The 25489-nt window shown below is 63.5% G+C and carries 22 protein-coding genes and 1 tRNA gene; 12 read left to right on the top strand and 11 right to left on the bottom strand.

The genetic code is table 11. The features are described 5' to 3' along the window. Window positions 1-14: 14 nt before the first annotated feature. A complete protein-coding gene (uvrB, locus tag CH289_RS21460; RefSeq protein ID WP_019665820.1) occupies window positions 15-2177 on the bottom strand; it encodes an excinuclease ABC subunit UvrB in 2163 nt (720 codons plus the stop codon). A 66-nt stretch (window positions 2178-2243) separates the two neighbouring features. On the opposite strand from uvrB, the gene CH289_RS21455 reads away from it, so the two are divergent. Continuing rightward, a complete protein-coding gene (locus CH289_RS21455; RefSeq protein ID WP_020112038.1) occupies window positions 2244-2786 on the top strand; it encodes a ribonuclease FAU-1 family protein in 543 nt (180 codons plus the stop codon). Window positions 2787-2972: 186 nt separating this feature from the next. Here CH289_RS21455 and coaE read toward each other — a convergent pair whose 3' ends face one another. Then, on the bottom strand, window positions 2973-4190 hold the full coding sequence (coaE, locus tag CH289_RS21450) for a dephospho-CoA kinase (protein WP_037160370.1): 1218 nt from the start codon (window positions 4188-4190) through the stop codon (window positions 2973-2975). 130 nt (window positions 4191-4320) lie between these two features. Here coaE and CH289_RS21445 point away from each other — a divergent pair, with 130 nt between their 5' ends. Then, window positions 4321-4530, top strand: coding sequence for a hypothetical protein (locus CH289_RS21445; protein ID WP_019665823.1), 210 nt, complete (start codon window positions 4321-4323; stop codon window positions 4528-4530). Between the two features lie 232 nt (window positions 4531-4762). On the opposite strand, the gene rpsA is transcribed toward CH289_RS21445, so the two are convergent. Then, complete coding sequence (gene rpsA / locus CH289_RS21440; protein WP_019665824.1) at window positions 4763-6238, bottom strand: 30S ribosomal protein S1; 1476 nt, start codon at window positions 6236-6238, stop codon at window positions 4763-4765. 269 nt (window positions 6239-6507) lie between these two features. Between rpsA and CH289_RS21435 the strand changes: the two genes are divergently transcribed. After that, window positions 6508-7344 carry a class I SAM-dependent methyltransferase gene (locus CH289_RS21435; protein WP_019665825.1) on the top strand — a complete coding sequence of 279 codons (837 nt, stop codon included), beginning with the start codon at window positions 6508-6510 and terminating at the stop codon, window positions 7342-7344. Here the strand turns inward: CH289_RS21435 and CH289_RS21430 are convergent. From CH289_RS21430 to CH289_RS21415, 4 genes are all read right to left on the bottom strand, one after another. Continuing rightward, window positions 7341-8093 (bottom strand): amino acid ABC transporter ATP-binding protein, encoded by a 753-nt coding sequence (locus CH289_RS21430; protein ID WP_019665826.1) that lies wholly within the window; start codon window positions 8091-8093, stop codon window positions 7341-7343. The two genes, CH289_RS21435 and CH289_RS21430, sit on opposite strands and share 4 nt — an antisense overlap. Before the next feature lie 5 nt (window positions 8094-8098). Continuing rightward, window positions 8099-9082: an amino acid ABC transporter permease gene (locus CH289_RS21425; RefSeq protein ID WP_020112037.1), complete on the bottom strand. Its 984-nt coding sequence runs from the start codon at window positions 9080-9082 to the stop codon at window positions 8099-8101. Between the two features lie 39 nt (window positions 9083-9121). Further along, window positions 9122-10003: an ABC transporter substrate-binding protein gene (locus CH289_RS21420; RefSeq protein WP_033188606.1), complete on the bottom strand. Its 882-nt coding sequence runs from the start codon at window positions 10001-10003 to the stop codon at window positions 9122-9124. Window positions 10004-10232: 229 nt separating this feature from the next. After that, window positions 10233-11321, bottom strand: a complete 1089-nt coding sequence (locus tag CH289_RS21415; protein ID WP_037160368.1) for an isocitrate/isopropylmalate dehydrogenase family protein — start codon at window positions 11319-11321, stop codon at window positions 10233-10235. A gap of 20 nt (window positions 11322-11341) precedes the next feature. On the opposite strand from CH289_RS21415, the gene CH289_RS21410 reads away from it, so the two are divergent. The 3 genes from CH289_RS21410 (at window position 11342) to trxA (ending at window position 13511) form a co-directional block, all read left to right on the top strand. Then, complete coding sequence (locus tag CH289_RS21410) at window positions 11342-11878, top strand: 2'-5' RNA ligase family protein (RefSeq protein WP_020112034.1); 537 nt, start codon at window positions 11342-11344, stop codon at window positions 11876-11878. Between the two features lie 187 nt (window positions 11879-12065). Further along, window positions 12066-13064, top strand: coding sequence for a helix-turn-helix domain-containing protein (locus tag CH289_RS21405; RefSeq protein WP_019665832.1), 999 nt, complete (start codon window positions 12066-12068; stop codon window positions 13062-13064). 69 nt (window positions 13065-13133) lie between these two features. Further along, a complete protein-coding gene (gene trxA, locus CH289_RS21400) occupies window positions 13134-13511 on the top strand; it encodes a thioredoxin (RefSeq protein WP_019665833.1) in 378 nt (125 codons plus the stop codon). 98 nt (window positions 13512-13609) lie between these two features. On the opposite strand, the gene polA is transcribed toward trxA, so the two are convergent. Further along, entirely contained in the window at window positions 13610-16351 is a 2742-nt protein-coding gene (gene polA / locus CH289_RS21395) for a DNA polymerase I (protein WP_033188595.1), read from the bottom strand. Window positions 16352-16648: 297 nt separating this feature from the next. Here polA and CH289_RS21390 point away from each other — a divergent pair, with 297 nt between their 5' ends. Genes CH289_RS21390 through CH289_RS21375 form a run of 4 tightly spaced genes read left to right on the top strand, consistent with a single transcriptional unit; the run spans window position 16649 to window position 20771 of the window. Then, entirely contained in the window at window positions 16649-17938 is a 1290-nt protein-coding gene (locus CH289_RS21390) for a branched-chain amino acid ABC transporter permease (RefSeq protein ID WP_019665835.1), read from the top strand. A 4-nt stretch (window positions 17939-17942) separates the two neighbouring features. Further along, window positions 17943-18932: a branched-chain amino acid ABC transporter permease gene (locus CH289_RS21385; RefSeq protein ID WP_019665836.1), complete on the top strand. Its 990-nt coding sequence runs from the start codon at window positions 17943-17945 to the stop codon at window positions 18930-18932. Beyond that, window positions 18925-19965, top strand: coding sequence for an ABC transporter ATP-binding protein (locus CH289_RS21380; RefSeq protein WP_020112030.1), 1041 nt, complete (start codon window positions 18925-18927; stop codon window positions 19963-19965). The genes CH289_RS21385 and CH289_RS21380 overlap by 8 nt, the downstream gene beginning before the upstream one ends. Continuing rightward, window positions 19962-20771, top strand: a complete 810-nt coding sequence (locus CH289_RS21375; protein ID WP_037107722.1) for an ABC transporter ATP-binding protein — start codon at window positions 19962-19964, stop codon at window positions 20769-20771. The genes CH289_RS21380 and CH289_RS21375 overlap by 4 nt, the downstream gene beginning before the upstream one ends. Window positions 20772-21103: 332 nt before the next feature. Here CH289_RS21375 and CH289_RS21370 read toward each other — a convergent pair whose 3' ends face one another. Both CH289_RS21370 and CH289_RS21365 read right to left on the bottom strand, forming a co-directional pair. After that, the gene (locus CH289_RS21370) at window positions 21104-22444 is read right to left on the bottom strand and encodes an ABC transporter substrate-binding protein (RefSeq protein WP_020112029.1); all 1341 of its coding nucleotides are present in this window, start codon (window positions 22442-22444) and stop codon (window positions 21104-21106) included. Window positions 22445-22616: 172 nt separating this feature from the next. Beyond that, a complete protein-coding gene (locus CH289_RS21365) occupies window positions 22617-23234 on the bottom strand; it encodes an ANTAR domain-containing response regulator (RefSeq protein WP_019665841.1) in 618 nt (205 codons plus the stop codon). A gap of 159 nt (window positions 23235-23393) precedes the next feature. On the opposite strand from CH289_RS21365, the gene CH289_RS21360 reads away from it, so the two are divergent. After that, window positions 23394-23470, top strand: a tRNA-Leu gene (locus tag CH289_RS21360). A 257-nt stretch (window positions 23471-23727) separates the two neighbouring features. Beyond that, a complete protein-coding gene (locus tag CH289_RS21350) occupies window positions 23728-24456 on the top strand; it encodes an AAA family ATPase (RefSeq protein ID WP_033188593.1) in 729 nt (242 codons plus the stop codon). 2 nt (window positions 24457-24458) lie between these two features. Here CH289_RS21350 and CH289_RS21345 read toward each other — a convergent pair whose 3' ends face one another. Beyond that, complete coding sequence (locus CH289_RS21345; protein ID WP_033188605.1) at window positions 24459-25424, bottom strand: AraC family transcriptional regulator; 966 nt, start codon at window positions 25422-25424, stop codon at window positions 24459-24461. Window positions 25425-25489: the final 65 nt, after the last annotated feature.

Below are 25489 nucleotides of genomic sequence, written 5' to 3'. Positions count from 1 at the left end.
GTAGCGAAAGCCGGTTACTTCAACCCGGCCGCGTCCATTCCGCGCAGCTCCTTCTTCAGATCCTGGATCTCGTCGCGCAGTCGTCCGGCAAGCTCGAACTGCAACTCGCGGGCGGCGTTCATCATCTGATCGGTGAGATTCTGGACCAAGGCCGCAAGCTCTGCACGCGGCATCGACTTGACATCCTGGCCCTCGTAGACACCCGAGCTGACGGCCCTGCCCTTCTCCCCCTGCGCACGGCGCCCACGACTCGCGTTGCGCCCGGAGCCGCCGATCTCGACCGACTCCTCGGTGTCCTCGGCTTCCTCGTACACCTGATCCAGGATGTCGGCGATCTTCTTGCGCAGTGGCTGAGGATCGACACCCTTCTCGAGGTTGTACGCGATCTGCTTCTCACGTCGCCGCTCGGTCTCCTCGATGGCATACGTCATCGAGTCCGTCATCTTGTCCGCGTACATGTGGACTTCGCCCGAGACGTTACGTGCCGCACGGCCGATGGTCTGGACCAAGCTGGTGCCGCTCCGCAGGAACCCTTCCTTGTCCGCGTCGAGAATCGCGACCAAGGACACCTCGGGAAGGTCGAGTCCCTCACGAAGCAAGTTGATTCCGATCAGAACGTCGTACTCGCCCAGGCGGAGCTGACGGAGAAGCTCGACGCGCCGGAGGGTGTCGATGTCCGAGTGGAGGTACCGGACGCGGATGCCGAGCTCGAGCAGATAATCCGTCAGGTCCTCGGCCATCTTCTTGGTCAACGTGGTGACGAGGATGCGCTCGTCCTTGTCCGCGCGCTCGCGGATCTCGTGAACCAAGTCGTCGATCTGCCCCTTGGTGGGCTTGACCACGACCTTGGGATCGACGAGACCGGTGGGCCTGATGACCTGCTCGACGAACTCTCCGCCCGTCTGCCCCAACTCGTATTTGCCGGGCGTCGCCGACAGATACACCGTCTGACCGATACGCTGCGTGAACTCTTCCCAGGTCAACGGTCGATTGTCCGTTGCCGAGGGAAGCCGGAACCCGAACTCCACCAAGTTGCGCTTCCTCGACATGTCGCCCTCGTACATCGCGCCGATCTGCGGCACCGTCACGTGGGACTCGTCGATGACGAGAAGAAAATCCTCCGGGAAGTAATCGATCAACGTCGCCGGAGCGGTACCCGGTCCGCGGCCGTCGATGTGACGCGAGTAGTTCTCGATGCCCGAACAGAACCCGACCTGCTTGATCATCTCCAGGTCGTACTGCGTGCGCATGCGAAGTCGCTGGGCCTCGAGCAATTTGCCCTTGTTCTCCAACTCGGCGAGGCGCTCCTCCAACTCCAATTCGATGTTCGCGACCGCCTTCTCCATCCGCTCCGGACCGGCAACGTAGTGCGTCGCCGGGAAAATACGGACGGAATCGACCTGGCGGACGGTGTCACCGGTCAACGGATGCAAGTAGTACAGCGCCTCGATCTCGTCCCCGAAGAACTCGATGCGAACCGCCAGCTCCTCGTAGGACGGGATGATCTCGACCGTATCGCCGCGCACCCGGAACGATCCGCGTGTGAACGCCATGTCGTTGCGCGTGTACTGAACATCCACGAGGAGCCTCAGCAGTGCGTCCCGGGGCACCTCGACGCCGACCTGCAGTTCGATGGAGCGATCCACGTACGACTGCGGGGTACCGAGGCCGTAGATGCACGACACCGACGCGACCACGACGACGTCCCGCCTGGACAACAGGTTTGCCGTCGCGGAATGCCGCAGCCGCTCGACGTCGTCGTTGATCGACGAGTCCTTCTCGATGTAGGTGTCCGTCTGAGCGATGTACGCCTCGGGTTGGTAGTAGTCGTAGTAGGAGACGAAGTACTCGACCGCATTGTTCGGCAGCATGTCGCGAAGCTCGTTGGCCAGCTGCGCCGCCAACGTCTTGTTGGGCGCCATCACCAACGTCGGCCGCTGCAGCTTCTCGATCAACCACGCCGTGGTCGCCGACTTACCCGTTCCGGTGGCACCGAGGAGGACCACGTCCTTCTCGTCGGCCTTGATCCTGCGTTCCAGCTCGGCGATAGCCGTCGGCTGGTCACCGGCAGGCTTGTGCTCACTGACAACCTCGAACGCCGGACCCGTCCGTTCGATCTCTCCGACCGGACGGTGTTCGGAATGAGCCACCACGGGATGTTCGGATGCAAACGCCATGAAACCAGGGTAGACGCGACCACCGACAGGTTCCTTTCGAGCCGCGTCCAGGTAATTTGTTCACCCATGGACGCACCCGCCGCGGCACCACACGTACACGTCCACCCACCGAAGGTCGAGTACTTCGACGTCGTCGGTCTCACCAACACCGACCCGAAGGGATTCGTGCGCCCGGTGGACGAGTACCGCGTCGAACCGTGGGGCCTCTACATGGCGCGGCCGTCCGACCACCCACAATTCGACTACCTGCAGTCCTGGCTACTGCCCAGCCTCGGGCTGCGCGCCTCGATCTTCCACTACACCCCAGGAAGCGAACGCGACCAGGACTACTACATCGACATCGGCGAGTTCACACCCGGCGTCGACGCCTGGACCTCCGTCGACCACTACCTCGACCTCAGCGTCCGCACCGGACGAGGATTCGACTACCTCGACGCCGACGAACTCCTCGAAGCCAGAGTCGAGGGCCACCTCGACACCGCAACCGCCGACCTCGCAGTCAACCGCTCCGTCCTCGCCGTCGCCGGCCTCGCCTCCCACGACTACGACCTCGACGCCTGGCTCGACTCCCTGGGCATGCCCACGACCTGGCGTCCACGCAACACTTGAGGTCACGCAGAAGTCGAGGTCTCACGTACGAGGGTTCGGTCCCCTACCGCTCGAACGGATCATCCACACGACTGGAGTGCTTCGGAGGTTCGCTCCAGCGCGGGACGCCATCGCTTGAAAGTTCCATTCATACGGTCTGCCGGCTTGCATGGTCCATTCATGCGGCAGCGGGCGACGAGCTCACTCTCAGGCCTTCCAACCCGTGCGCTCCGCCCATTCCCAGGCGCGCACGTAGGCTCGGTCGAACCAGGGCTCCTTCACGCCGACGTAAGCCTCGATCGCGGACTGGTAATCGGACCGATCCTTGGCCGCGAAATCAGCGGCGCGCTTGATTTCCAGATACTCGGCGGTCGCGTCGACATCGGCGATCAGCCAGTCACGGAAGACGAGCGCGAACTGCTGCCCTGGCCACCCGTCGACGCGGATGTGGATGTTGGCCGTCCGGCCCGGGTCCGCCGAACCGTGGAAACGCTTGGTCCACAACGCAGGATCAGCCTCACCGCCGATTCCGTAGGCGGGCTTGGGGTTGTCCGCGGCGATGTTGGCGTTGCGGGGAAACCCTATCCGACGCAACGGTTCCGCGAGTGCATCCGCGTCGTCGAGACTCGCGACGGTGACCTGGATGTCGATGACGTCCTTGGCGTCGAGACCGGGCACCGCCGTCGAGCCGATGTGATCGATTCTCACAGCTGAACTTCCAGCCGCAACCGCGATGCGCGCCTTGATGCGCTCGGCCTGAGCTGCCCACCGAGGATCTGCCGGAACGAGTTCAGGATGTGTTCTGACGATCACGCCGTCTCTGATGTTCCTCTCGAACGGCACCAGGCGCTCGGTCCACAGATCACGCACCACGTCGTCGAGATCATCCGGAGCGCCGCTGTTGTCGATCCAGATATCCGCCGCCGCGCGGCGTTGTTCGTCCGTTGCCTGAGCAGCAATCCTGGCCCGCGCATCCGTCTCCGGCATCTTCCGCTGGCCTACAAGTCGTTCCACCCGCTCCTCGGCATCGGCGAACACGACAGCGACGAGTTGGAACAGCGCACCCATCTTGCCTTCCACCAGAAGTGGGATGTCCTGAATCACGACGGCATCGTCCGCGGCGCCCTCGATGATTTCGGCAGTACGCTTCCCGACGAGCGGATGGACGATCGAGTTCAACGTCGCGCGAGAGGCATCGTCACCGAATGCCTTGGCCGCCAACGCCGGCCGATCGAGCGAGCCATCGGCAGCCAGAATGTCGTCGCCGAACGCCTCCACCAACTCCTGCAGACCCACAGTCCCGGGCTCTACGACTTCGCGAGCGATCACGTCGGCGTCGACGAGCACCCCGCCCAACTCCGCCAGCCTCTTCGACACGGTCGACTTCCCTGCTCCGATGCCTCCGGTGAGGCCGAGTCTCAACATGTCCCCAGTCTCTCACCGAAACACGCCGAAGCACACCAGCCTCAAATGCACCAGGTTCGGCTCCGTGTCCGTTATCTTCGTCGTGCGAGATAAGTATTTGCCGACCCACTGCTAGCGAAAAGGACTTTCGATGCGAAGCAATCAGATCCAACCGGGTCGGCACCGTCTCGGCATGGAATCGGGAGTTCACGTCATTCTGATCCCCGAGGTTGCCCTGGCGTTGGCCGACCATCGGCGCAACTGGTTCACCAACCTGCTCAGCCCGGCTCGTCACAGCTTCGCGTCCATGCGCAAGCGGACAGGCGCCGTCGCTCAGTGGAGTCCCGCCGTCGCAGGCTGAGCCACCCCGTCGAAACGACGATGGACCCGTATTCCCTCGCGGAATCGGGTCCATTCTTGTTTTCCCGGATGCACCACCTCCCGCCCCTTCGGTGACCGAACGGAACATTCGGTCACTTCAAGTGACCGAACGGCACATTCGGTCTCGAAGGAGGTGGGGCGAACGACGAAGCCCCGGCCCTCGAAGGGAGGGCCGGGGCTGTGGTCACACCCCTAGGGGTGGACAGTGTCTATCAGGCGTTGCCCGACAGCTTCTCACGCAGTGCAGCGAGCTGTGCGTCGCTGGCGAGTGATCCGCCGGTCGATGCCGGAGCGGATGCTGCGGGAGCATCACCTTCGGCGTCGGCAACCTGACCCGACTCGGAGGAGTAGTTGGTGTTGGCGGCTTCGGCAGCTTCGTCCTTGGCCGTCTTCTCCATCTGAGCGGTGTGCATCTTGTGGCGACGCTCTGCCTCGGCGTAGCGGCCTTCCCACTCTTCACGCTGCTTTTCGTAGCCTTCGAGCCATTCGTTGGTCTCGGAGTCGAAGCCCTCGGGGAAGATGTAGTTGCCCTGCTCGTCGTACGAGTCGGCCATTCCGTACTTGGACGGGTCGAACTCTTCTGCGTAGTCCTCGTTGGCCTGCTTGAGGCTCAGCGAGATACGACGACGCTCGAGATCGATGTCGATGACCTTGACGAGTGCATCGTCGCCGACGCCGACGACCTGGTCCGGGACCTCCACGTGGCGCTCGGCCAGCTCGGAGATGTGCACGAGGCCCTCGATGCCCTCTTCGACGCGAACGAATGCGCCGAACGGAACGAGCTTGGTGACCTTGCCGGGCACGATCTGGCCGATCGCGTGGGTGCGAGCGAACTGGCGCCACGGATCTTCCTGCGTTGCCTTGAGCGACAGTGACACGCGCTCGCGGTCCAGGTCGACGTCGAGAACCTCGACGGTGACCTCGGTGCCGACCTCGACAACCTCGGAGGGGTGATCGATGTGCTTCCAGGACAGTTCGGAGACGTGGACGAGTCCGTCGACGCCACCCAGGTCCACGAAGGCACCGAAGTTGACGATGGAGGACACGACGCCCTTGCGGACCTGGCCCTTCTGGAGCTGGTGCAGGAACTCGCTGCGAACCTCGGACTGGGTCTGCTCGAGCCATGCGCGGCGCGACAGGACCACGTTGTTGCGGTTCTTGTCGAGCTCGATGATCTTGGCCTCGATCTCCTTGCCGACGTACGGCTGGAGGTCGCGGACGCGACGCATCTCGACGAGCGAGGCGGGAAGGAAGCCACGGAGACCGATGTCGAGGATGAGTCCACCCTTGACGACCTCGATGACGGTGCCCTTGACGGCCTCGTCCTTCTCCTTGAGCTCTTCGATCGTGCCCCAGGCGCGCTCGTACTGCGCACGCTTCTTGGACAGGATCAGGCGGCCTTCCTTGTCCTCCTTGGTGAGGACGAGAGCTTCGACCTCATCGCCCACGGAGACGACCTCGTTGGGGTCGACGTCGTGCTTGATGGAGAGCTCACGGGAAGGGATGACGCCTTCGGTCTTGTAACCGATGTCGAGCAGAACCTCGTCGCGGTCGACCTTGACGATGGTGCCTTCGACGATGTCACCATCGTTGAAGTACTTGATCGTGGCGTCGATAGCGGCGAGAAAATCCTCTGCGGAGCCGATGTCGTTGACGGCTACCTGCGGTGAGGTTGTGGTTGAGGGCATGTGTTGAGTTGCTCCGGACGGGTTGGGTATCGGTTGATGGATGTTCGGTCGGACTGTAGAACGTAGTTCTGAACAGAACGAGAACCGTATGCGTCGAAAGACACCTACTGCTCGTGATGCAAGAACAGATCGAGAACGAAAATGTTCCCGCGCACCCTCGAACCTCGACGGATCAGGGGCAGCGTGAACACACTCGCGTCAGTAAGGGTACTCGACCAGGTCACAGGTGGGCAAACGCGACAGCACCACGCTCGAGCAATCCAGCTAACGTGTTTCCGGTGACCGACACCCCGCAGTCTCCCGCCGTCCCGGGCCGTGCGCGTATCGACTCCGAGGCAAGCGACCGAGCCAGCCGATCGTGGTGGGATTCCGACGCCGACGAGTACCACCGCACTCACGGGGAGTTTCTGGGTGTCGGGTCCGAACGTGGAGAGTTCGTCTGGTGCCCCGAAGGTCTTCACGAGGGCGACGTGCACCTGCTCGGCGACGTGTCCGGACGAGATGTCCTCGAAGTGGGCTGCGGGTCCGCGCCGTGTGCTCGGTGGCTCGGCGCCCAGGGGGCCCGCGCCGTCGGCCTGGATATTTCGGCAGGGATGCTGCGCACCGGCGTCGATGCCATGGCCGCCGCGGGCGATCACGTTCCGCTGGTGCAGGCGAGCGCCGAGGCGCTTCCGTTCCTCGATTCGAGTTTCGATATCGCATGCTCGGCTTTCGGTGCCGTGCCGTTCGTGGCGAACTCCGCCGGGGTGATGAAGGAAGTCGCGCGCGTACTTCGTCCCGGCGGAATCTGGGTGTTCGCGGTGAACCACCCGATGAGGTGGATCTTCCCCGACGATCCGGGACCGGTCGGACTGACAGCGACGATCCCCTACTTCGACCGAACTCCGTACGTCGAGTTCGATGCCGACGGCGTGCCGACGTACGTCGAGCACCATCGCACGATCGGAGACCGGGTCCGCGAGATCGTCGGCGCCGGACTCGAGGTCGTGGACATCGTCGAACCGGACTGGCCGGAGTGGCTGGACCGCGAGTGGGGTCAGTGGAGCCCACTCCGCGGTCAGCTCTTCCCCGGAACCGCGATCTTCAGCGCTCGGAAACCGAGCTAGAGCAGCTTCGACAGGAACGCCTGCGTCCGCTCGTGCTGCGGGTTGGACAGAACAGATCTCGGGTCGCCCGATTCGACGACGACGCCGCCGTCCATGAACACCAGTTGGTCCGCAACTTCACGGGCGAAGCCCATCTCGTGCGTCACCACGACCATGGTCATTCCGTCGCGCGCGAGTTCTTTCATGACTCCCAGGACTTCGCCGACCAGCTCGGGGTCGAGTGCGGACGTCGGCTCGTCGAACAACATGAGCTTGGGGTCCATCGCCAGTGCCCGCGCTATCGCTACCCGCTGTTGCTGGCCGCCGGACAGCTGGGCCGGGTAGGCGTCGGCCTTGTCCGCGAGACCCACCCGGTCGAGTAGTTCCTTCGCTCGGGCCGTCGCATCCTTTTTCTTGATGCCCTTGACCTGCGTCGGCGCCTCGACGATGTTGTCCAAAGCCGTTCGGTGCGGGAACAGGTTGAAGTGCTGGAAGACCATTCCGATGTCACGGCGCTGCTGTGCGGCCCTTTTCGGGTGCAGTTCGTAGAGCTTGCCGTTCTTCTCCTCGTACCCGACGAGCTCGTCGTCGACGTACAACCGGCCGGCATTGACCTGCTCGAGGTGATTGATGCACCGCAGGAACGTCGACTTGCCCGATCCCGACGGTCCGACCATGCACAGGACCTGGCCCTTGTCGACCTCGAGGGTGATCCCCTTGAGAACCTGCAGCGCGCCGAAGTTCTTGCACACCTGCTGCGCTTTGACCATCGGACTCACGACGGGCCGCCTTCGCTGGAGCGCTGCACGGGCAACGGCTTGCCACCCTGCGCATCGGCGAGGGCCTGCAACTGGCGACCGGTCAACTTACGAGACACACCTTTCGAGTAATAGCGTTCGAGGTAGAACTGCCCGACCATCAGGATGCTCGTCATCACCAGGTACCACGTGGACGCCACGAGCAGCAGCGGCACAGGCTCGAAGTTCACTCCCGAGATATCACGGGCGCGCCCGTACAGCTCACCCGTGAACGGCACAGCGATGACCAGCGAGGTGGTCTTCAGCATGCTGATCACTTCGTTACCGGTGGGAGGAATGATCACCCTCATCGCCTGCGGCAACACCGTCCGACGCATCGTCTGGGACCAGGACATGCCGAGTGCCGTCGACGCCTCGACCTGACCTTCACCGACCGAGTTGATGCCGGCGCGCACGATCTCGGCCATGTAGGCGGCCTCGTTGAGGGCCAGCCCGATCACCGCGAACCAGAACGCCGAGTACAGCGACTGCAGATCGAACGTCGCCAACTGAACGGTGAACGGGATTCCGAGCGCCACCTCGCGGTAAATGACCGGAACCAGTCCCCAGAACGTGAGCTGGACGTAGATCGGGGTCCCGCGAAAGATCCAGAGGTAGATCCACGCGGCACTGCGCAGCACCGGGTTGGGAGACAATCGCATGACCGCGACGACGACGCCCAACACGATCGCGATGACCATCGAGTAGACCAACAGTTGCACGGTGATCCAGACACCGTTGCCGATCCGGCTGTCGAACAGGTAGCGCCCGTACGTGCCCCAACCATAGGCAGGGTTGGTTGCAGCCCCGTACACGAACAGCCCGAACAACACGATGACGATGACCGCGGTGATCCAGCGTCCCGGGTGGCGCAACGGAATCGCCTTGATCGGCGCCGGATCCGTGCTCGAACCGTCCGAGGATCCGGAACGGCCGGCACCGGGCGAAGCCGAGGAGGTCACACTAAGTCCTTTCGACGAGTGAGTGCAGCAGACCGCGGATCAGTTGACCGCACCGTTGATCTGCGACTCCTCGATGACGCCCGCCTCGACGCCCCAGTTCTCTGCGATGGTCTGGTACTGACCGTTGTCGATCAGGTGCTGCACTGCCTGCTGCAGGGTTGCCGCCAACGGCGATCCCTTGGCGACCGGGTAACCGTACGGAGCGGAGTCGAACACGTCACCGGCCGCCTCCAGCTTGTCGCCGGTCTGCTTGATGGCGTACGCGGTGACCGGTGAATCGGCGGACATCGCGTCGACACGCCCGAGTACGAGTGCGTTGACGGCATCGTCCTGGCTGTCGTACTTCTCGATCTGGATGGCGGGCTTGCCTGCGGCGACACACGCTTCGCTCTTCGCAGGAACTTCCTCCTGATCCTGGATCGTGGTGGTCTGCACGGCGACCTTCAGCCCGCAGGCGTCCGTCGGGTCGACGCTTCCGCCCGTCTGCTGCGCCCACTGCGTACCCGCGTTGAAGTACGTGGCGAAGTCGACGGTCTGCTCACGCTCCCTGGTGTCGGTGAACGACGACATCCCGACGTCGTACGTACCGCCCTGGATCGACGGAATGATCCGATCGAAGTCGGCTTCCTCGTACTGTGCCGTCACGCCCAACACGCCTGCCACTGCATTCATCAGGTCCACGTCGAAACCGACGATCTTGCCCGAGGAATCCTTGAACTCGTTGGGCGAGTAGGGCACGTTGACACCGACGACGAGAGTCCCTGACGACACGTTCTTCTCCGGCAGGGTCGCCGCGATCTCGTCGACCTTGGTCACCTCGACAGCTGTCGTCTCGTCGGTTGCGGGTGAAGCACCTTCTTCGGTGTTCTGGGCGCAGCCCGAGAGCAACAGCGCCCCGGCGCCGCCCACTGCCAACAACATCCGAGCGGTCTTCGAGTACGAGCGATCAAACACGAGAAATCCTCCGAAATCCAAACACGATCCAACGCGACAGTCCTGCACGGCCGCACCACGTCGAGCGGTGAGCCGGACCTACGAACCCTAGGCGACGTTCGTCGCCCGTGCTGTCCGGGTAATCGAACAGTAACGCGGGCGCGTCGAACCTCAGGGCATTTTCGTACCTTCGGCGGCCTCGGCACGCGGGGCGCAGTCAGATCCGCAGCGCTCTCGCGAGAACGGTCTCGGTGAACTCACCGGTCGACGCGGTGCCGCCGAGGTCGGCTGTGGCCACTCCGGATTCGAGGGCACCGTCGACGGCGTGCCGGATCCGCCCGGCAGCGTGCGCGAGCCGCGTGTCGCCGTCTCGGGTCGCCAGGCATTCGAGAAGCATTGCGGCAGAGAGGAACAACGCCGTCGGATTGGCTCTGTTCGTTCCGGCGATATCCGGTGCGGATCCGTGCGCTGCCTGCGCCATCACCTTGTTCTCGGACGTGTTCACCGACGGTGCCATTCCCAGCGATCCGGACAGCTCACCCGCGAGGTCGGACAGAATGTCGCCGAACATGTTCTCCGCGACGATGACGTCGAAATCCTCTCCCCGTCGAACGAGGTGCGCAGTCAGAGCGTCGATGTGGTGCTCGTCGACGCTCACATCGGGGAAGCTCTCGGCCACGCCGCGACAGACGTCGCGGAACAACCCCGTGGTCAACGACAGGACGTTGGTCTTGTGCACGATGGTGACGTGCCGCGACCGCGTTCGTGCCAGCACGAATGCTTCTCGGGCGATCCGTTCGCACGCGGCTCGGGTGAACACGCCGACTGCCAGAGCGACGTCCGGCGTCGGCATGAATTCCCCGCTGCCGACGAACATGTTGCGGTCTGCGTAGAACCCTTCCGTGTTCTCGCGGACCACGACGAGGTCCATCCCGTTCGACACCGCCCGGACACCGGGATGAGCCTTGGCAGGGCGGATGTTCGCGTACAGATCGAATCGCTTGCGAATCACACCGCCCGGCGTCAACTGAGACCTGAAAGGCTCCGGATACGACGCGCTGTCGTGCGGGCCGAGTACCCAGGCATCGAGCGCATCGAGTTCCGCGAGCGTGGACTCCGGAACCGGCGTTCCGTGCGACTCGATCGCCGCGTGCCCCAGCGGCAACTCGACCCACTCCACGGCCAGGGCGTGCTCCGCCCCCACAGCGGCGTCGACGACGCGCTGGGTCGCCGGAACGATCTCGTGCCCGATGCCGTCGCCGAGCATCGAGCCGATTCTCACCTTCGTGACTCCGTCGTGTGCCATATCGGCAATCATGACTGACTATGGTTCAGTCTCTCGAATTGCTTCTCGACGAATCCCTCGATGCCGCGGTCCGGCGCGAGTGGCAGATCCTGCTCGACGCCGACCTGCCCAGCCAGGCGCGACACACCGGCGAGTCCAACAGGCCACATGTGACCCTGGCGGTCGCCGACGAAATGGAGGGGTTGGACGCGCGCATCGCGGACGAGTACCTCGCTGTGGAGTTCCCGATTCGGCTCGGGGCTTACGTGCTGTTCCGGGGCAAGCACATCACCCTCGCGCGTGCAGTCGTCCCCTCGAGGAAGCTGCTCGACCTGCACTCTCGAGCGGCAACGATTCTGGGGGACGCCGACGGCAACAGATCCCACACTCAGCCCGGTAAGTGGTCACCACACGTCACGCTTGCACGACGGATGACGCGGGTCGAGCTGGCCGAAGCGCTCGTGCGCCTGGACTCGGCACAACCGGACCTCGTCGGACACACGGTGGCACTGCGTCGATGGGACGGTGACGGCAAGCGTGAGTGGCTCGCGACGCGGCCCGGTCATCAGAACTTGTAGTCACCGAACTGAGTCACCTCGGCATGGGTGTCGGGGGCGTAACCGAGCATCGTCGCGAGGTACACCAGGCTGATCGTGGCCAGGAAAATCAGTGCGATGGTCATGGATGCAAGCCTGCTAGCAGGGGTTCCACACCAACAGTGGCAGATACGACACGGTTCCACGTTTTTCTGCCATACTTGCCGACATGCTGAAGCGCGTCGTCGTTCCACTGCTGCCACTGACCGAGCAATTCGAGATGGGTGTCGCCTGCGAGGTGTTCGGCTTCGACAGGTCCGACGAGGGACTGCCCACCTACGACTTCTCTCTGATCGCAGGCGTGGCGGAGCCCATCAGATCCCGGTTCGGCTACACCATCGACGTTCCGTACGACCTGTCCCAGCTGGACGACGCCGATCTCATCGTGATTCCGGCGGGAGGTACCCACCTGGCCTCCGACGGCTCCGCGCTGTGCAACTCGGAACTCGACGACACACTGGAACCCCTGCTCGGCAAGTTACGCGCCGCTGTTGCTCGGGGCGCCAAGGTCGCGAGCCTGTGCAACGGCGCTTTTCTTCTCGGCAAAGCAGGATTGCTCGACGGACGGCGATGCACGACACACTGGCGACACTCGGACCGACTGGCCGCGGAATATCCTCTCGCCGAGGTCGACCGCAACGTGCTCTACGTCGACGACGGAAATGTCCTGACCAGCGCGGGAACGGCTGCCGGCATCGATCTGTGTCTTCATATCGTCCGCAAGGAGCAGGGAAGCGTCGTGGCGAACGGTATCGCGCGACGGATGGTCGTACCGCCGCATCGGGACGGCGGCCAGGCCCAGTTCGTGACCACGCCCCTCCCCGCCGTCGAGGTCGATACCCTTGCGCCACTGCTGGATTGGATGACGGAAAACCTGCATACCGAACTGTCGGTCCAGACATTGTCCGCGAGGGTCAACATGTCCGCACGCACGTTCGCGCGCCGGTTCCAGGCCGAAACCGGGACCACGCCCGCCCGCTGGTTGAACGACCAGCGGGTACTGGCGGCGCAACAGCTACTGGAGAACTCGGACCTGTCGATGGATGTCATCGCCGAACGCGTGGGCTTCGGAAATGCCGCTGTGCTGCGGCAACACTTCGTCCGGCTGCGCTGTACGACGCCGAACTCGTACCGACGTACGTTCCGGGCGGCGCCGCAACCTGCATGACCCGGGATGATTTCGAGCCCGGGGCGCGTTGAGGGATCCAGAGAAGCAAACATCGACGAAAGGGCAGGCGTGGCAACACAGACTTTGACTCAGCAGAACTTCGACGAGATCGTCGGCGGCAACGACGTGGTGCTCGTGGACTTCTGGGCGTCGTGGTGTGGACCGTGCCGCCAGTTCGCGCCCACGTTCGAGAAGTCCTCGGAATCCCACCCGGATGTTGTGCACGCCAAGGTCGACACCGAGGCGGAGCAGGGATTGGCGGCCGCTGCCAACATCCAGTCGATCCCCACGATCATGGCGTTCCGTGAGGGCGTCCTGGTCTTCGCGCAGCCCGGCGCACTCCCCGCCGCGGCACTCGAGGATCTGGTGGGACAGGTCAAGGCACTCGACATGGACGAGGTGCGCAAGCAGATCGCCGAGCAGCCTGCCGCCGCTGACAGCGAATAATTCGGACGGCGTTGCCGCGTTCAGGGCCGGTCGCAACTGCGACCGGCCCTGAACTGTGTGGTCGAGCGGTGCCCTTGTCGGATGGGGCCGGATAGCGCCTAGTGCGCGGCCTTGTCCCAACTACGCCCCGTACCGACCGACACTTCGAGCGGCACCGACAACGAAATGGCCGACGCCATCTTGTCGCGAACCAGTGCCTCGACCTCGTCGCGCTCGGATTCGACCACCTCGAGCACCAACTCGTCGTGAACCTGAAGCAGCATGCGCGACTTCAGGTTCGACGCGCTCAACGACTTGTGCACGTCGATCATCGCAACCTTGATGATGTCCGCAGCCGTGCCTTGGATGGGCGCGTTCAACGCAGCACGCTCGGCGACCTCGCGCCGCTGACGGTTGTCGCTGTTGAGGTCCGGCAAGTAACGGCGACGGCCGTACAACGTGGATGTGTATCCGACCTTCCTGGACTCTTCCACAGCGTTCCGCAGGTAATCACGCACGCCGCCGAAACGAGCGAAGTACGCCTCCATCTGCTGCTTGGCTTCGTCCGTGGAGATCTTGAGTTGCGCAGCCAACCCGAAGGCGCTGAGCCCGTAGGCGAGCCCGTACGACATGGCTTTGACCCGACGACGCAGCTCCGGGGTGACCTCTTCGATGGGAACACCGAAGGCTCGCGCTCCGACGAAACTGTGCAGATCCTCGCCGGTGTTGAACGCCTCGATCAGACCTTCGTCGCCGGACAGGTGGGCCATGATGCGCATCTCGATCTGGCTGTAGTCGGCCGTCAGCAGCATGTCGTAGCCTTCGCCGACGACGAACCCGTCGCGGATGTGGCGCCCGGCCTCGTTACGTACCGGAATGTTCTGCAGGTTCGGCTCCGTCGAGGACAGGCGGCCCGTCGCTGCGACCGTCTGATTGAACGTCGTGTGGATACGCCCGTCGTCGGAGATGGACTTGAGCAACCCGTCGACGGTGACTTTCATGCGCGTCGCATCACGGTGGTCCAGCAGGAACTTCAGGAACGGATGCTCGGTCTTCTCGAACAAGCCCTGCAGTGCGTCTGCATCGGTGGTGTAACCGGTCTTGGTCTTCTTCGTCTTCGGCATGTCGAGTTCTTCGAACAGCACGACCTGCAGCTGCTTCGGCGAACCCAGGTTGATCTGCTTGCCGATCACCTCGTAGGCGGCATTGGCGGCGTCGGACACCTGCCCGGCGAAGCGGCTCTGGAGTTCCTCGAGGTGGGTGCGATCGACGGCGATGCCCGTCGCTTCGATGTCCGCGAGAACTCCGAGGAGCGGTAGCTCCATCTCGGACAGCAACGACGTCGATTCGATGTCGGTCAGTTCCGAGTCCAGTGCAGCCGCCAGATCGAGTATGGCCTGCGCTCGCAGGATCTCGCCCTCGGCCACCGCGGCTTCGGCGACGTCCTCGGTGTCCAGTAGGGACATCTGCCCTTCGACGGAGCCCTCGGCCCGAAGCTCACGCTTGAGGTAGCGCAGGGACAGATCGTCCAGGTTGAAGCTTCGCTGCCCCGGACGAACGAGGTATGCAGCGAGTGCGGTGTCGCTCGTCAACCCGCCCAGAGTCCATCCCCGACCGCGGAGTGCATGGATGGCCCACTTGGCCTCGTGAAGGGCTTTGGGCTGCGTTTCGTCGGCCAACCATGCCGCGAGCGCTGTCTCGTCCGACGGATCGAGTGAGCTCGTCGTGACGAATCCGCCCTCACCGTCGGACGCGGCGATCGCGATGGACACGGCATCACTGTCGAACGGGCGACGAGGACCGACGACCGACAGTCCGTGGCGCTCACCCGTCGACGCGTGAGCGGCAAGCCACGAGGCGAGCTCTCCGACGGGGACGGCGCCACCCTTGACGTCGAAGCCCTCCTCCGCCTCCGGTTCGGCCGAGGACAACGTGTCGAACAGGCGGTCACGGAGAACCCTGAACTCCAGGTCGTCGAACAAGCCGTGGATCTTCTCGCGATCCCACGGTGCCAGTTCGAGTTGGTCCGGGGTGTACGGCAACGGCACGTCGCGCACCATTTCGGTGAGCTCGCGGTTGAGGACGACCGAGGACAGGTTGGCGCGCAGTGCGTCACCGACCTTGCCCTTCACCTTGTCGACGTTGTTGACCAGTTCTTCCAGAGAGCCGTACTGCACGATCCACTTGGTCGCCGTCTTCTCGCCGACGCCGGGGATTCCGGGCAGGTTGTCGCTCGGGTCGCCTCGCAGCGCCGCGAAGTCGGGGTACTGGGACGGCGACAACCCGTACTTCGTGGTCACTTCCTCCGGGGTGAACCGGGTGAGCTCCGAAACCCCCTTCTTGGGGTAGAGCACGGTCACGTTGTCGGTGACGAGCTGCAGCGAGTCGCGGTCACCGGTCACGACGAGAACGCGGTAGCCGAGCGCTTCGGCCTGAGTGACCAACGTGGCGATGATATCGTCGGCCTCGAAACCCGGCTCGGCCATGACCGGGATACCCATTGCGCCCAGGACGTCCTTCGTGATGTCCACCTGGCCGGCGAACTCGTCGGGGGTCTTGCTGCGGTTGGCCTTGTAGTCCGGGAATCGCTCGGCGCGAAACGTCTGCCGAGAGACGTCGAAGGCTGCGGCGATGTGCGTCGGCTTCTCGTCCCGGAGGAGGTTGATCAGCATGGAGGTGAACCCGTAGACCGCGTTGGTCGACTGGCCGCTCGTGGTCTTGAAGTTCTCCACGGGCAGGGCGAAGAACGCGCGGAACGCGATCGAGTGACCGTCGATGAGCAACAGCGTCGGTTGCTGACCGTCGGCTGATTTGCCGGTCGAGGGTGCGGATGCGGCACTGGCGTCGGTTACGGGGCTCACGGTTGCCCAGTCTAGGTAGAGGGTCCGACAGCGGCGGGCGCGGATGGGAATCTGCTGCGATTTCGCCTGTTCACGTAGTTCGAAACACAAATGATACTTATCGGAAATTCGAGACGCCGATTTCGTGCGGTTCCAACGGTTAGAGTCCGACAATTGCAAGCAGCCGAGCCCAATCCTGGGCTCACCCCGACAACCGTCCGGAGGACGTGCGTGGCTCCAAATGTTCGATGGACCCGAAGGAAGATCCGAATTCGGTACACAGACCGACGTTCGTTCCGCCTTCTGAGACAGATCCTCATGTTGGCGATACTCGGATCCATAGCAGCAGTGACGTTCGGTGGCACTGCCGCAGCTCAAGAACCGACCCCTACTCCCCCGCCCACCGCGATCTCGGACGCACCGCCCGCCGACGCGGTCGCCGTGAGCGGAAGCCTCAACAACGGCGGTGAACGCCTTGCCGACGTCGATGTGAAGGCACTGGACTCCTCCGGTGACGAGGTGGTTCGCACCACCTCTCAGGACGGAGGCCGCTGGACACTCCAGTTGTCGCCCGGCACATACACATTCGAAGTCGACTCCGAAACCCTCCCGGACGGAGTCAGCGTCCAGGGCTCGGTGGAACGCGACGTGCAGGCCGGACGCGCCAACACCGTCATCTTCTCCTTCGGTGAAGCCAGAACGGCCACGGAAGTGCCGTTCTACGAGAAATTCATCAGGACTACCGTCGACGGCCTTCGCTTCGGTCTGGTCATCGCACTGGCAGCCGTCGGCCTCAGCCTGATCTTCGGCACCACGGGCCTGACCAACTTCGCGCACGGCGAGTTGGTGACGCTCGGCGCCGTGGCCGCGTGGGTCTTCAACGTCAGCATGGGCATACAGCTGATCTGGGCGACGATCCTGGCGATCATCGTCGGCATCGCGATCGGCTGGCTGAACAACACAGTGATCTGGCGCCCGTTGCGAAAACGGAAGACCGGCTTGATCGCTCAACTCGTGGTGTCGATCGGCCTGGCCATCGCACTGCGATACCTCATCCTGATCTTCTTCTCCGATCGCGCCGAACCGTTCGCCGACTACCAGGCGCAGACCCAGAACGAATGGGGACCGCTGGCGATCACCAATGTCAACCTTGCCTGCATCGTCATCAGCATCGTCGTCCTCGTCGGCGTCGCGGTGATGCTGCAGCGCACCCGAATCGGCAAGGCGATGCGCGCCGTTGCCGACAATCGTGACCTCGCCGCCTCGTCGGGAATCAATGTCGAGCGCGTCGTCACCTTCGTCTGGTGCATGGGTGGTGGCCTCGCCGCCCTGGGCGGCGTCCTGTTCGGGCTCTCCGAGCTCGGTGGCCGCGTTCAGTGGGAGATGGGCTTCAAGCTGCTGCTCCTGATGTTCGCAGGAATCACACTGGGAGGCTTGGGAACTGCGTACGGAGCCCTCCTCGGCTGCGTCATCGTCGGACTGCTGGTCCAGTGGTCGACGATGATCATCAATCCCGATCTCAAATACATCGGAGGACTGCTCGTCTTGATTCTCATCCTCGTCGTCAGACCCCAGGGCATACTCGGCTCGCGGCAAAGGATCGGGTGACAACGTGGATATCCTCGGAGCACTCCAGGTCTCGCTCGCCCAACTGGTCGGGCCGTCGGCAATTTTCTACGCACTGCTCGCAATCGGCTTGAATCTGCACTTCGGCTACGCCGGGCTGCTCAACTTCGGTCAGATCGGCTTCGCGCTGCTCGGCGGCTACGGCGTCGGCATCATGACGATCACCTACCAGCAGCCTCTGTGGCTGGGCATACTCGTCGGCCTCGGCGCCGCAGGCTTGCTGGCACTCGTCCTCGGCATCCCGACGCTACGGCTGCGCGCCGACTATCTCGCGATCGTCACGATCGCCGCATCGGAGATCCTCAGACTCGTCTTCAGATCGACGGCGTCCGATCCGATCACCAAGTCCACCAACGGTATTTTCGGCTTCGCCGATCCGTTCACCTCTCTCAGCCCGTTCGACTCCGGTAAGCAGTACGCGTTCCTCGGCGTGAAGTTCTACGGTGACGACCTGTGGGCCATGGTGGTCGGATGGTCGCTCGTACTGATCCTCTGCGGATTCATCTATCTGCTCACGCACAGCCCATGGGGCCGCGTTCTCAAGGCCGTCCGCGAGGACGAGGATGCAGCGCGATCGCTCGGCAAGAACGTCTTCGTCTACAAGATGCAGGCTCTGGTCCTCGGCGGCGTCATCGGAGGCATGGGCGGCGTGTTCAACGCCCTGCAGACCAAGTCCATCAACCCGGACTTCTACTCCACCGCGCAGACGTTCTTCGCCTTCGGTGCGTTGATTCTCGGCGGTGCCGCAACAGTGTTCGGCCCGGTACTCGGCGCCATGCTGTTCTGGTTCCTTCTCTCCATCCCCGACGCCATCCTGCGGCAAGCCATTTCGGGTCCCGATCCCCTGCTCAACCTGACCGAACAGCAGGTCGGCGCCACTCGATTCGTACTCCTTGGCATTCTGATCGCCGTGATGATGGTGTTCAGGCCGCAAGGCATTCTCGGCAACAAGCGAGAGGTACAGCTCAATGCCTGACAAGACAACAGCGGACGCACGGCGGCCACTGAGCGCTCAGGAAAGGTCATCGCTGTTCGCCGGAGTCCCCCAGACTCCCGGTGCGGCAAAACCGGATCCGACGCTCGTCGTCGACGGAGTGTCCCGAACCTTCGGCGGCCTGAAAGCAGTCGACGTCGCACACCTCGAGATCCAGCGAGGCTGCATCACCGGCCTCATCGGCCCCAACGGTGCCGGTAAAACCACCTTGTTCAACCTGCTCACCGGATTCGACCGCCCCGACACGGGCACCTGGTCGATGGACGGACAGTCACTGGGCCGGATGCACCCCCACCAGGTCGCGCGCAAGGGCGTCGTACGCACGTTCCAGTTGACCAAAGCATTGTCCAAACTCACTGTGCTGGACAACGTTCGTCTCGGCGCCACCGGCCAGCGCGGCGAACGGATCGTCAACACGCTGATGCCCTGGACGTGGAAGAAGCAGGAGAAGGAGATCACCGACCGGGCCTACCAACTGCTCGAGCGATTCAAGCTCGACGCGAAGGCCGACGACCTCGCCGGCTCCATGTCCGGCGGACAACGCAAACTACTCGAAATGGCGCGCGCCCTCATGACCGATCCGGCCGTGGTCATGCTCGACGAACCCATGGCAGGCGTCAATCCCGCACTGACACAGAGCCTTCTGGGCCACATCAAGTCGCTGCGCGACGACGGGATGACGGTGGTGTTCGTCGAACACGACATGGACGTCATTCGCGACATCAGCGACTGGGTCGTCGTGATGGCGCAGGGCAGCGTCATTGCCGAATCCACCCCGGAAGACCTGTCCAACAACGGTGCTGTCGTCGACGCCTACCTCGGAAGCCATCACGACCAGGCCCTCGAATTCGACGAGAACGGCAATCCCGTCGGCGCCACAGCCGAACTGGCCGAAGCGCTGGAACAGGCCGAAGCCGAAGAGCTCGAAGCAGGCGGCGACTTGTCCGAGCCCGAGTTCGTCGCGTCTGCCGACGTCGCAACCGGCAAGCACGCCAAGGAAGAAGACGGCAAATGAGCGAACCGAACACCGACAAACTGACACCCGCCGAATTCGCCGCAACACCGGAAGAACACGCCCGGCTCGCCGAGGGGGCTCTCGTCCGCGCCGACAACCTCGTCGCCGGATACATCCCTGGCGTCAACATCCTCGAAGAGTGCAACTTCTTCCTGAAAGACGGCGAGATCGTCGGCATCATCGGCCCCAACGGCGCAGGAAAATCGACCCTGCTCAAAACACTGTTCGGGCTCATCCCCGTCCGCAAGGGGTCGGTCAAACTCCGCGGAGACAACATCACCTCCGCCGAAGCCCACGTACTGGTCACCAAAGGCGTCGGATACGTGCCGCAGACACAGAACGTCTTCCCGTCACTCACCATCGAGGAAAACCTCGAAATGGGAATCTATCTGCGGCCGAAGAAATTCGCGGAACGCTTCGACTTCGTCAGCGAACTCTTCCCACTCCTCGGCGAACGCAAGAAAGTCAAAGCAGGCGCACTCTCCGGCGGCGAACGACAAATGGTCGCTATGGGCCGTGCCCTGATGATGGAACCATCGGTCCTGCTGCTCGACGAACCGTCCGCAGGCCTCTCCCCCATGTTCCAGGACGAAGTCTTCATCCGCTGCAAGAAGATCAACGCAACAGGCGTCTCCATCATCATGGTGGAACAGAACGCACGCCGCTGCCTCCAGATCTGCGACCGCGGATACGTCCTCGACCAGGGCCGAAACGCCTACACCGACACCGGCACCAACCTCATGAACGACCCCAAGGTCATCGAGCTCTACCTCGGCACCCTGGCGGGAAGCAAAGAGAAGAAATAACTTCCGCACTCCGACAAGACCCGGGCTCACCCCACGAGCCCGGGTCTTGCTGCATTCTCAGGGGCCGTCCTCGTGCTCCCCAGCGCAGACGGGCTCGGGCACGCCCCGTTCGGAGCGAACGGGGCGTTCGGTCAGTCTGACTGACCAAACCGTTCATTCGGTCCCAACGGCGGATGCCCAAGGCGGAGCGAACGTGGCGTTCGGTCACTTGGAGTGACCGAACGGTTCATTCGGTCCCAACGGATAACCGCACGGCATGGCCACCGACAGCACGGAACCCCGGTCCAGGTGGACCGGGGTTCCGTGTGTTCTGAGTCAGTACCGAGGACCGATCACTCTCCGACGACGATGTATCCGTCCGTCTTCAGGGTGTTGTCCGGGCCGAAGACCAGGTTGCCGTAGGAACCTGTGGCCGGCTCACCTGCGTCGCTGAAGTTCAGCGCACCGGTGACACCGTCGTAGTCGATGTCGGTTCCGGCCTGGACGAGGGGAAGGCACTGTGCGTAGGTGGTGCACTTCTCGCCGTCCTTGGTGACGCTGTTGATGTTGGCCGCAATGTCCGTGCCCGCCGTCGATTTTGCTTGCTCTGCTGCGAGGGCCGAGATGATGACTGCGTCGTAGGACTCGCCGGCGTAGTTGAAGTCCACCAGGGCGGGGTCGACGGTCTTGAGTCGATCCTGGAAGGCGGTGCCGACGTCGGTGAGCGGGGTGGTTCCGCGCATCGTGTCGAGCAGGCCCGGTGCGACGGATTCGCCGAGGGCGTTGCCCATGTTGCCGTCGACTCCGTAGACGAGCGTGCCGTCCGACGGTCCGATGCCGACCTCGTGCATACGCGTGATGATCTTCGCGGACTCCTCGAAGCCGACGATTGCGACGGCGTCGGGCGCGAAGTTGTTCACGTCGTCGACCTCGGCGTTGAACGACTGTGCGTTGGGGTCGTAGATGATCGACTGGATCTGATCCGACGGAATGCCCGCTGCTTCGAGGTTCTCCACGGTGTTGGCGGCGAGGCCGGTGCCGTAGGGGTCGTTGAGCGCGAGGATGGATACACGCTGCGCACCGTCCTCCGCGATGAGCTGCGAAAGCGCTTGAGCCTGAAGTACATCGGTGGGTGCGGTACGGAAGTACTGGCCCTTGTCCGCGTAGCAGACGAACTGGTCCGAAGTGTTGGCCGGGGAGAACTGTACGACGCCGGCGCTGGCGATCTTGTCGATGACCTTCAGTGACACCGAGGACGATGCCGCACCGACGATGACGTCCGCTCCACCCGCGAGCAGACGGTCGACCGTGGTGTTCGCGGTGTCCGTCGTCGTGTCACCCGAGTCGCCGGGGATGAGTTGAACAGGCTGTCCGAGAACGCCGCCCGCAGCGTTGACCTCGTCGACCGCGAGGCGCACACCCGCGACCTCCGGCGGGCCGAGGAATGCGAGGCTGCCGGTTTCGGGAAGCAGCGTACCGACGACCAGCGGGGTCGTGACGGGGGTCGCCCCTGCCGTTGCCTGATCCGGCGTGCAGTCGGTCGACACCGTTGTCTCTTCGGCCGCCGAACTTCCACCGCTGGCAGAGCTGGAACTGTCCCCCGAGCTGGAATCGTCGCTCGAGGAACAGCCGAACAGTGCCAGTGAAGCAGCACCCAGCACCGCAGCCGTGCGGACATAGGTCCGTTTTGCCATCTAGGGTCTCCTTGGTCGATCCAAAAACGAAGCGCACGTGAGTCATGCGCCGCGTGTGTGGATCAGACGCTAGCTGTCCCCATCGGTTCGCGATGGGCGAGAAGACGGCTCGTGACCTGACTGTGACCTGAGGAGCCGAAGATTTACATCGCCGTAGCGTGCGGGCCCGAAATCAGGCCTCGGGCGGGGCGTCGAGCGTCTCGATGATGACGTCGGCGACGGCCTTCATCGTCGTCCGTCGATCCATCGCGGCGCGCTGAATCCACTTGAACGCCTGTGGCTCCGTGAGCGACTGGGATTCCATCAGCTTGCCCTTCGCCCGCTCGATGAGCTTGCGCGTCTCCAGCCGTTCCTGGAGATCCGCGATTTCGCTCTCGAGCGACGAGATCTCCGTGTACCGACTTGCCGCGAGTTCCACGGCAGGCATCAGGTCGGCTTTGGAGAACGGTTTGACCAGATACGCCATCGCTCCCGCGTCCCGCGCCTTCTCCACGAGTTCACGCTGACTGAACGCCGTCAGGATGACGACGGGAGCTATACGCTTCTCGGCGATTTCCGACGCTGCGTCGATTCCGTCCCGTCGTGGCATCTTGACGTCCATGATCACCAGATCGGGGCGAAGTTCCACGGCAAGGTCGACGGCCTGCTGACCGTCGGCCGCCTCACCGACCACCTCGTAGCCCTCTTCACGCAGCATCTCCACCAGATCGAGGCGGATGAGCGATTCGTCCTCGGCGACCACGACCCGTAGAGCGGGCTTTGCGCTCTCTTGCTGGGCAGGAGCATTCATCGTTTACCAGTCTCCTTAGACACGTCATCGACCAGCAGAAATCCTCGCATGCCCGGCACTCTGCCGCAGACCTCACCTGGTTCCACGAACCCTTCGAGGGTACCGGTGTACGGGGCCTGAAGCGCATCTTCTAAAGTAGTGAACCGCACGAAGACGCCAGCCCTCGTATCCCAATTGGCAGAGGAAACGGATTCAAAACCCGTCCAGTGTGAGTTCGAGTCTCACCGAGGGCACCACCCCCCATCGTCTCTGGTACACCGACCCGCACCGCTGGTCACACGGTGAAGCCGCTAGGCATACAGTGAAGCGATGTACATACCCAGCAATCTCCGATGCCACGACACCGGCGCCGGCACTTTGTGCGCTCAGCGTGTCAATCACCGGTTCGGAGATGCTGCGGACCGGTCGGAACCGAAGTGGGTGTACTTCCAGTGCAGTGCCGACAGCACCCATGTGACCGGATACGTCGATCGACCGGTGACCGCCTGAATTCATGTTCGTAGAGCGCGCATTCGTCGATCCGGTCGATCACGTCGACGACTGGCCCTTCACCGTTCCTGCCGTGGCGGACCTCGTCGGAGACGGACTCGAGTTCCATGCGCCCGTGACGATGCTCGTCGGTGACAACGGCTCGGGTAAGTCGACCATCGTCGAGGCTGTCGCGGAGGGTTTCGATCTCGATTCGCGTGGCGGCCGGGCGTCGAGACTGCCGCGCACGGACACCGTTCGGACCCCGCTGGGTGACGTCATCGAACTCGAGACGACGCCGCGAGGCGCACGGATGCTTCGCGGACCGCGGTTGCAGAAGAAAGGCTTCTTTCTCCGTGCCGAGACGGCTGTCGAACTGACCGAGCGTTACTCGGGCGTGCCGGGTTACTGGGACGAGGACACCACCGAATTGAGCCATGGTGAGGGATTTCTCGCGGTGTTTCGCGCAATGTTCCAGGACCCGGGCTTCTACGTGCTGGACGAACCGGAGTCGGCACTGTCCTTCACGGCCTGCCTTCGACTGGTGGCGTTGATGTCCGAACTCGCCGACGCCGGGGCCCAGGTCGTCTGCGCGACGCACTCGCCTGTGTTGGCGTCGGTGCCCGGAGCCGACATCGTCGAAGTCGGTGACCACGGTCTACGCAGAACCAGTTGGGAGGAACTGGAACTCGTCGCGCATTGGCGTCGGTACCTCGCCGATCCGTCGATGTATCTGCGTCACCTTCTGGACTAGTGTCAGGGCACCGGTAGCTCTCGGCGACGGACGCTTCCCGGTGACTGCCCGACGAGCCTTTTGAATGCTCTCCCGAAGGCTGCTTCGGACTCGTAGCCGCTTCGACGTGCCAGTTCGGCGACAGTGCGGTCACCGGATTTCAGTGCGTCGTGAGCGCACTGCATCCTCCACCGAGCGAGGTAGCGCATGGGTGCTTCACCGACGAGTGTGGTGAAGCGTGCGGAGAAGGCCGACCTCGACATCGAGACTTCGGCGGCGAGGGTCGCCACGGTCCACGGCTTGTCCGGCGAGCGGTGAATCACCGCCAGCGCTGGGCCGATCCCTCGATCCTGCAGTGCACCGAGCCAACCGGATCCGGCCGCGGGATCGTTCTCGATCCACCACCGCAGCGCCTGGATGACGAGGATGTCCGACAACCGCGTGATCACGGCTTCCCCGCCGGGTCGGACTCGCTGGGCCTCGTCGGCGACGAGGCCGAGTGTGCTGTGCATCCACGACAGCTGCGGTGTCGGTGCCGACTCGACGACGATCAGCGACGGCAGGCAGTCGAGCAGCTTTCCGACCGACGGGTGATCGAGCCGCACGGCTCCACAGATCATGGTCGTCGGGGATCCGGTGCCTCCGTGGCGGACGACGGCGTATCGATCGCTGATGTAGTCGTGGTGCAACTCGTGCACGAGGGGCGCGGAGTCGGCGAGGGAGGCGTCGCTGGACAGGACATGTCCGGAACCGTCCGGCACCAGCGCAAATTCGCCCGGGGCGATCCACCGAGGCTCGGCGCCGTCGACCTCGAGGAGGCCTCGTCCGGCGACCACGACGTGAAACCACAGGCAGTCCTCCATGGGGGGCATCGCGAGTCCCCAGGGCTCGGCCAGCTCGGACCGACAGTAGAACGCACCGGTCATTCGGACGAAATGCAGGGCTTCGCCGAGCGGGTCGGATGTTCTCCATGGATCGTGGCCGCGCATCGACCGATCGTACGACGTCGTGGACGAACGAGCATGAAGTAGCGACGAACGAGCATGGATCGTCC

The sequence above is a fragment of the Rhodococcus sp. RS1C4 genome (assembly GCF_002258225.1).
GTDB classification, from domain to species: domain Bacteria; phylum Actinomycetota; class Actinomycetes; order Mycobacteriales; family Mycobacteriaceae; genus Rhodococcoides; species Rhodococcoides fascians_E.
Note: the sequence above shows the minus strand (reverse complement) of the source record. Positions and strands in the feature narration are given on the sequence as shown.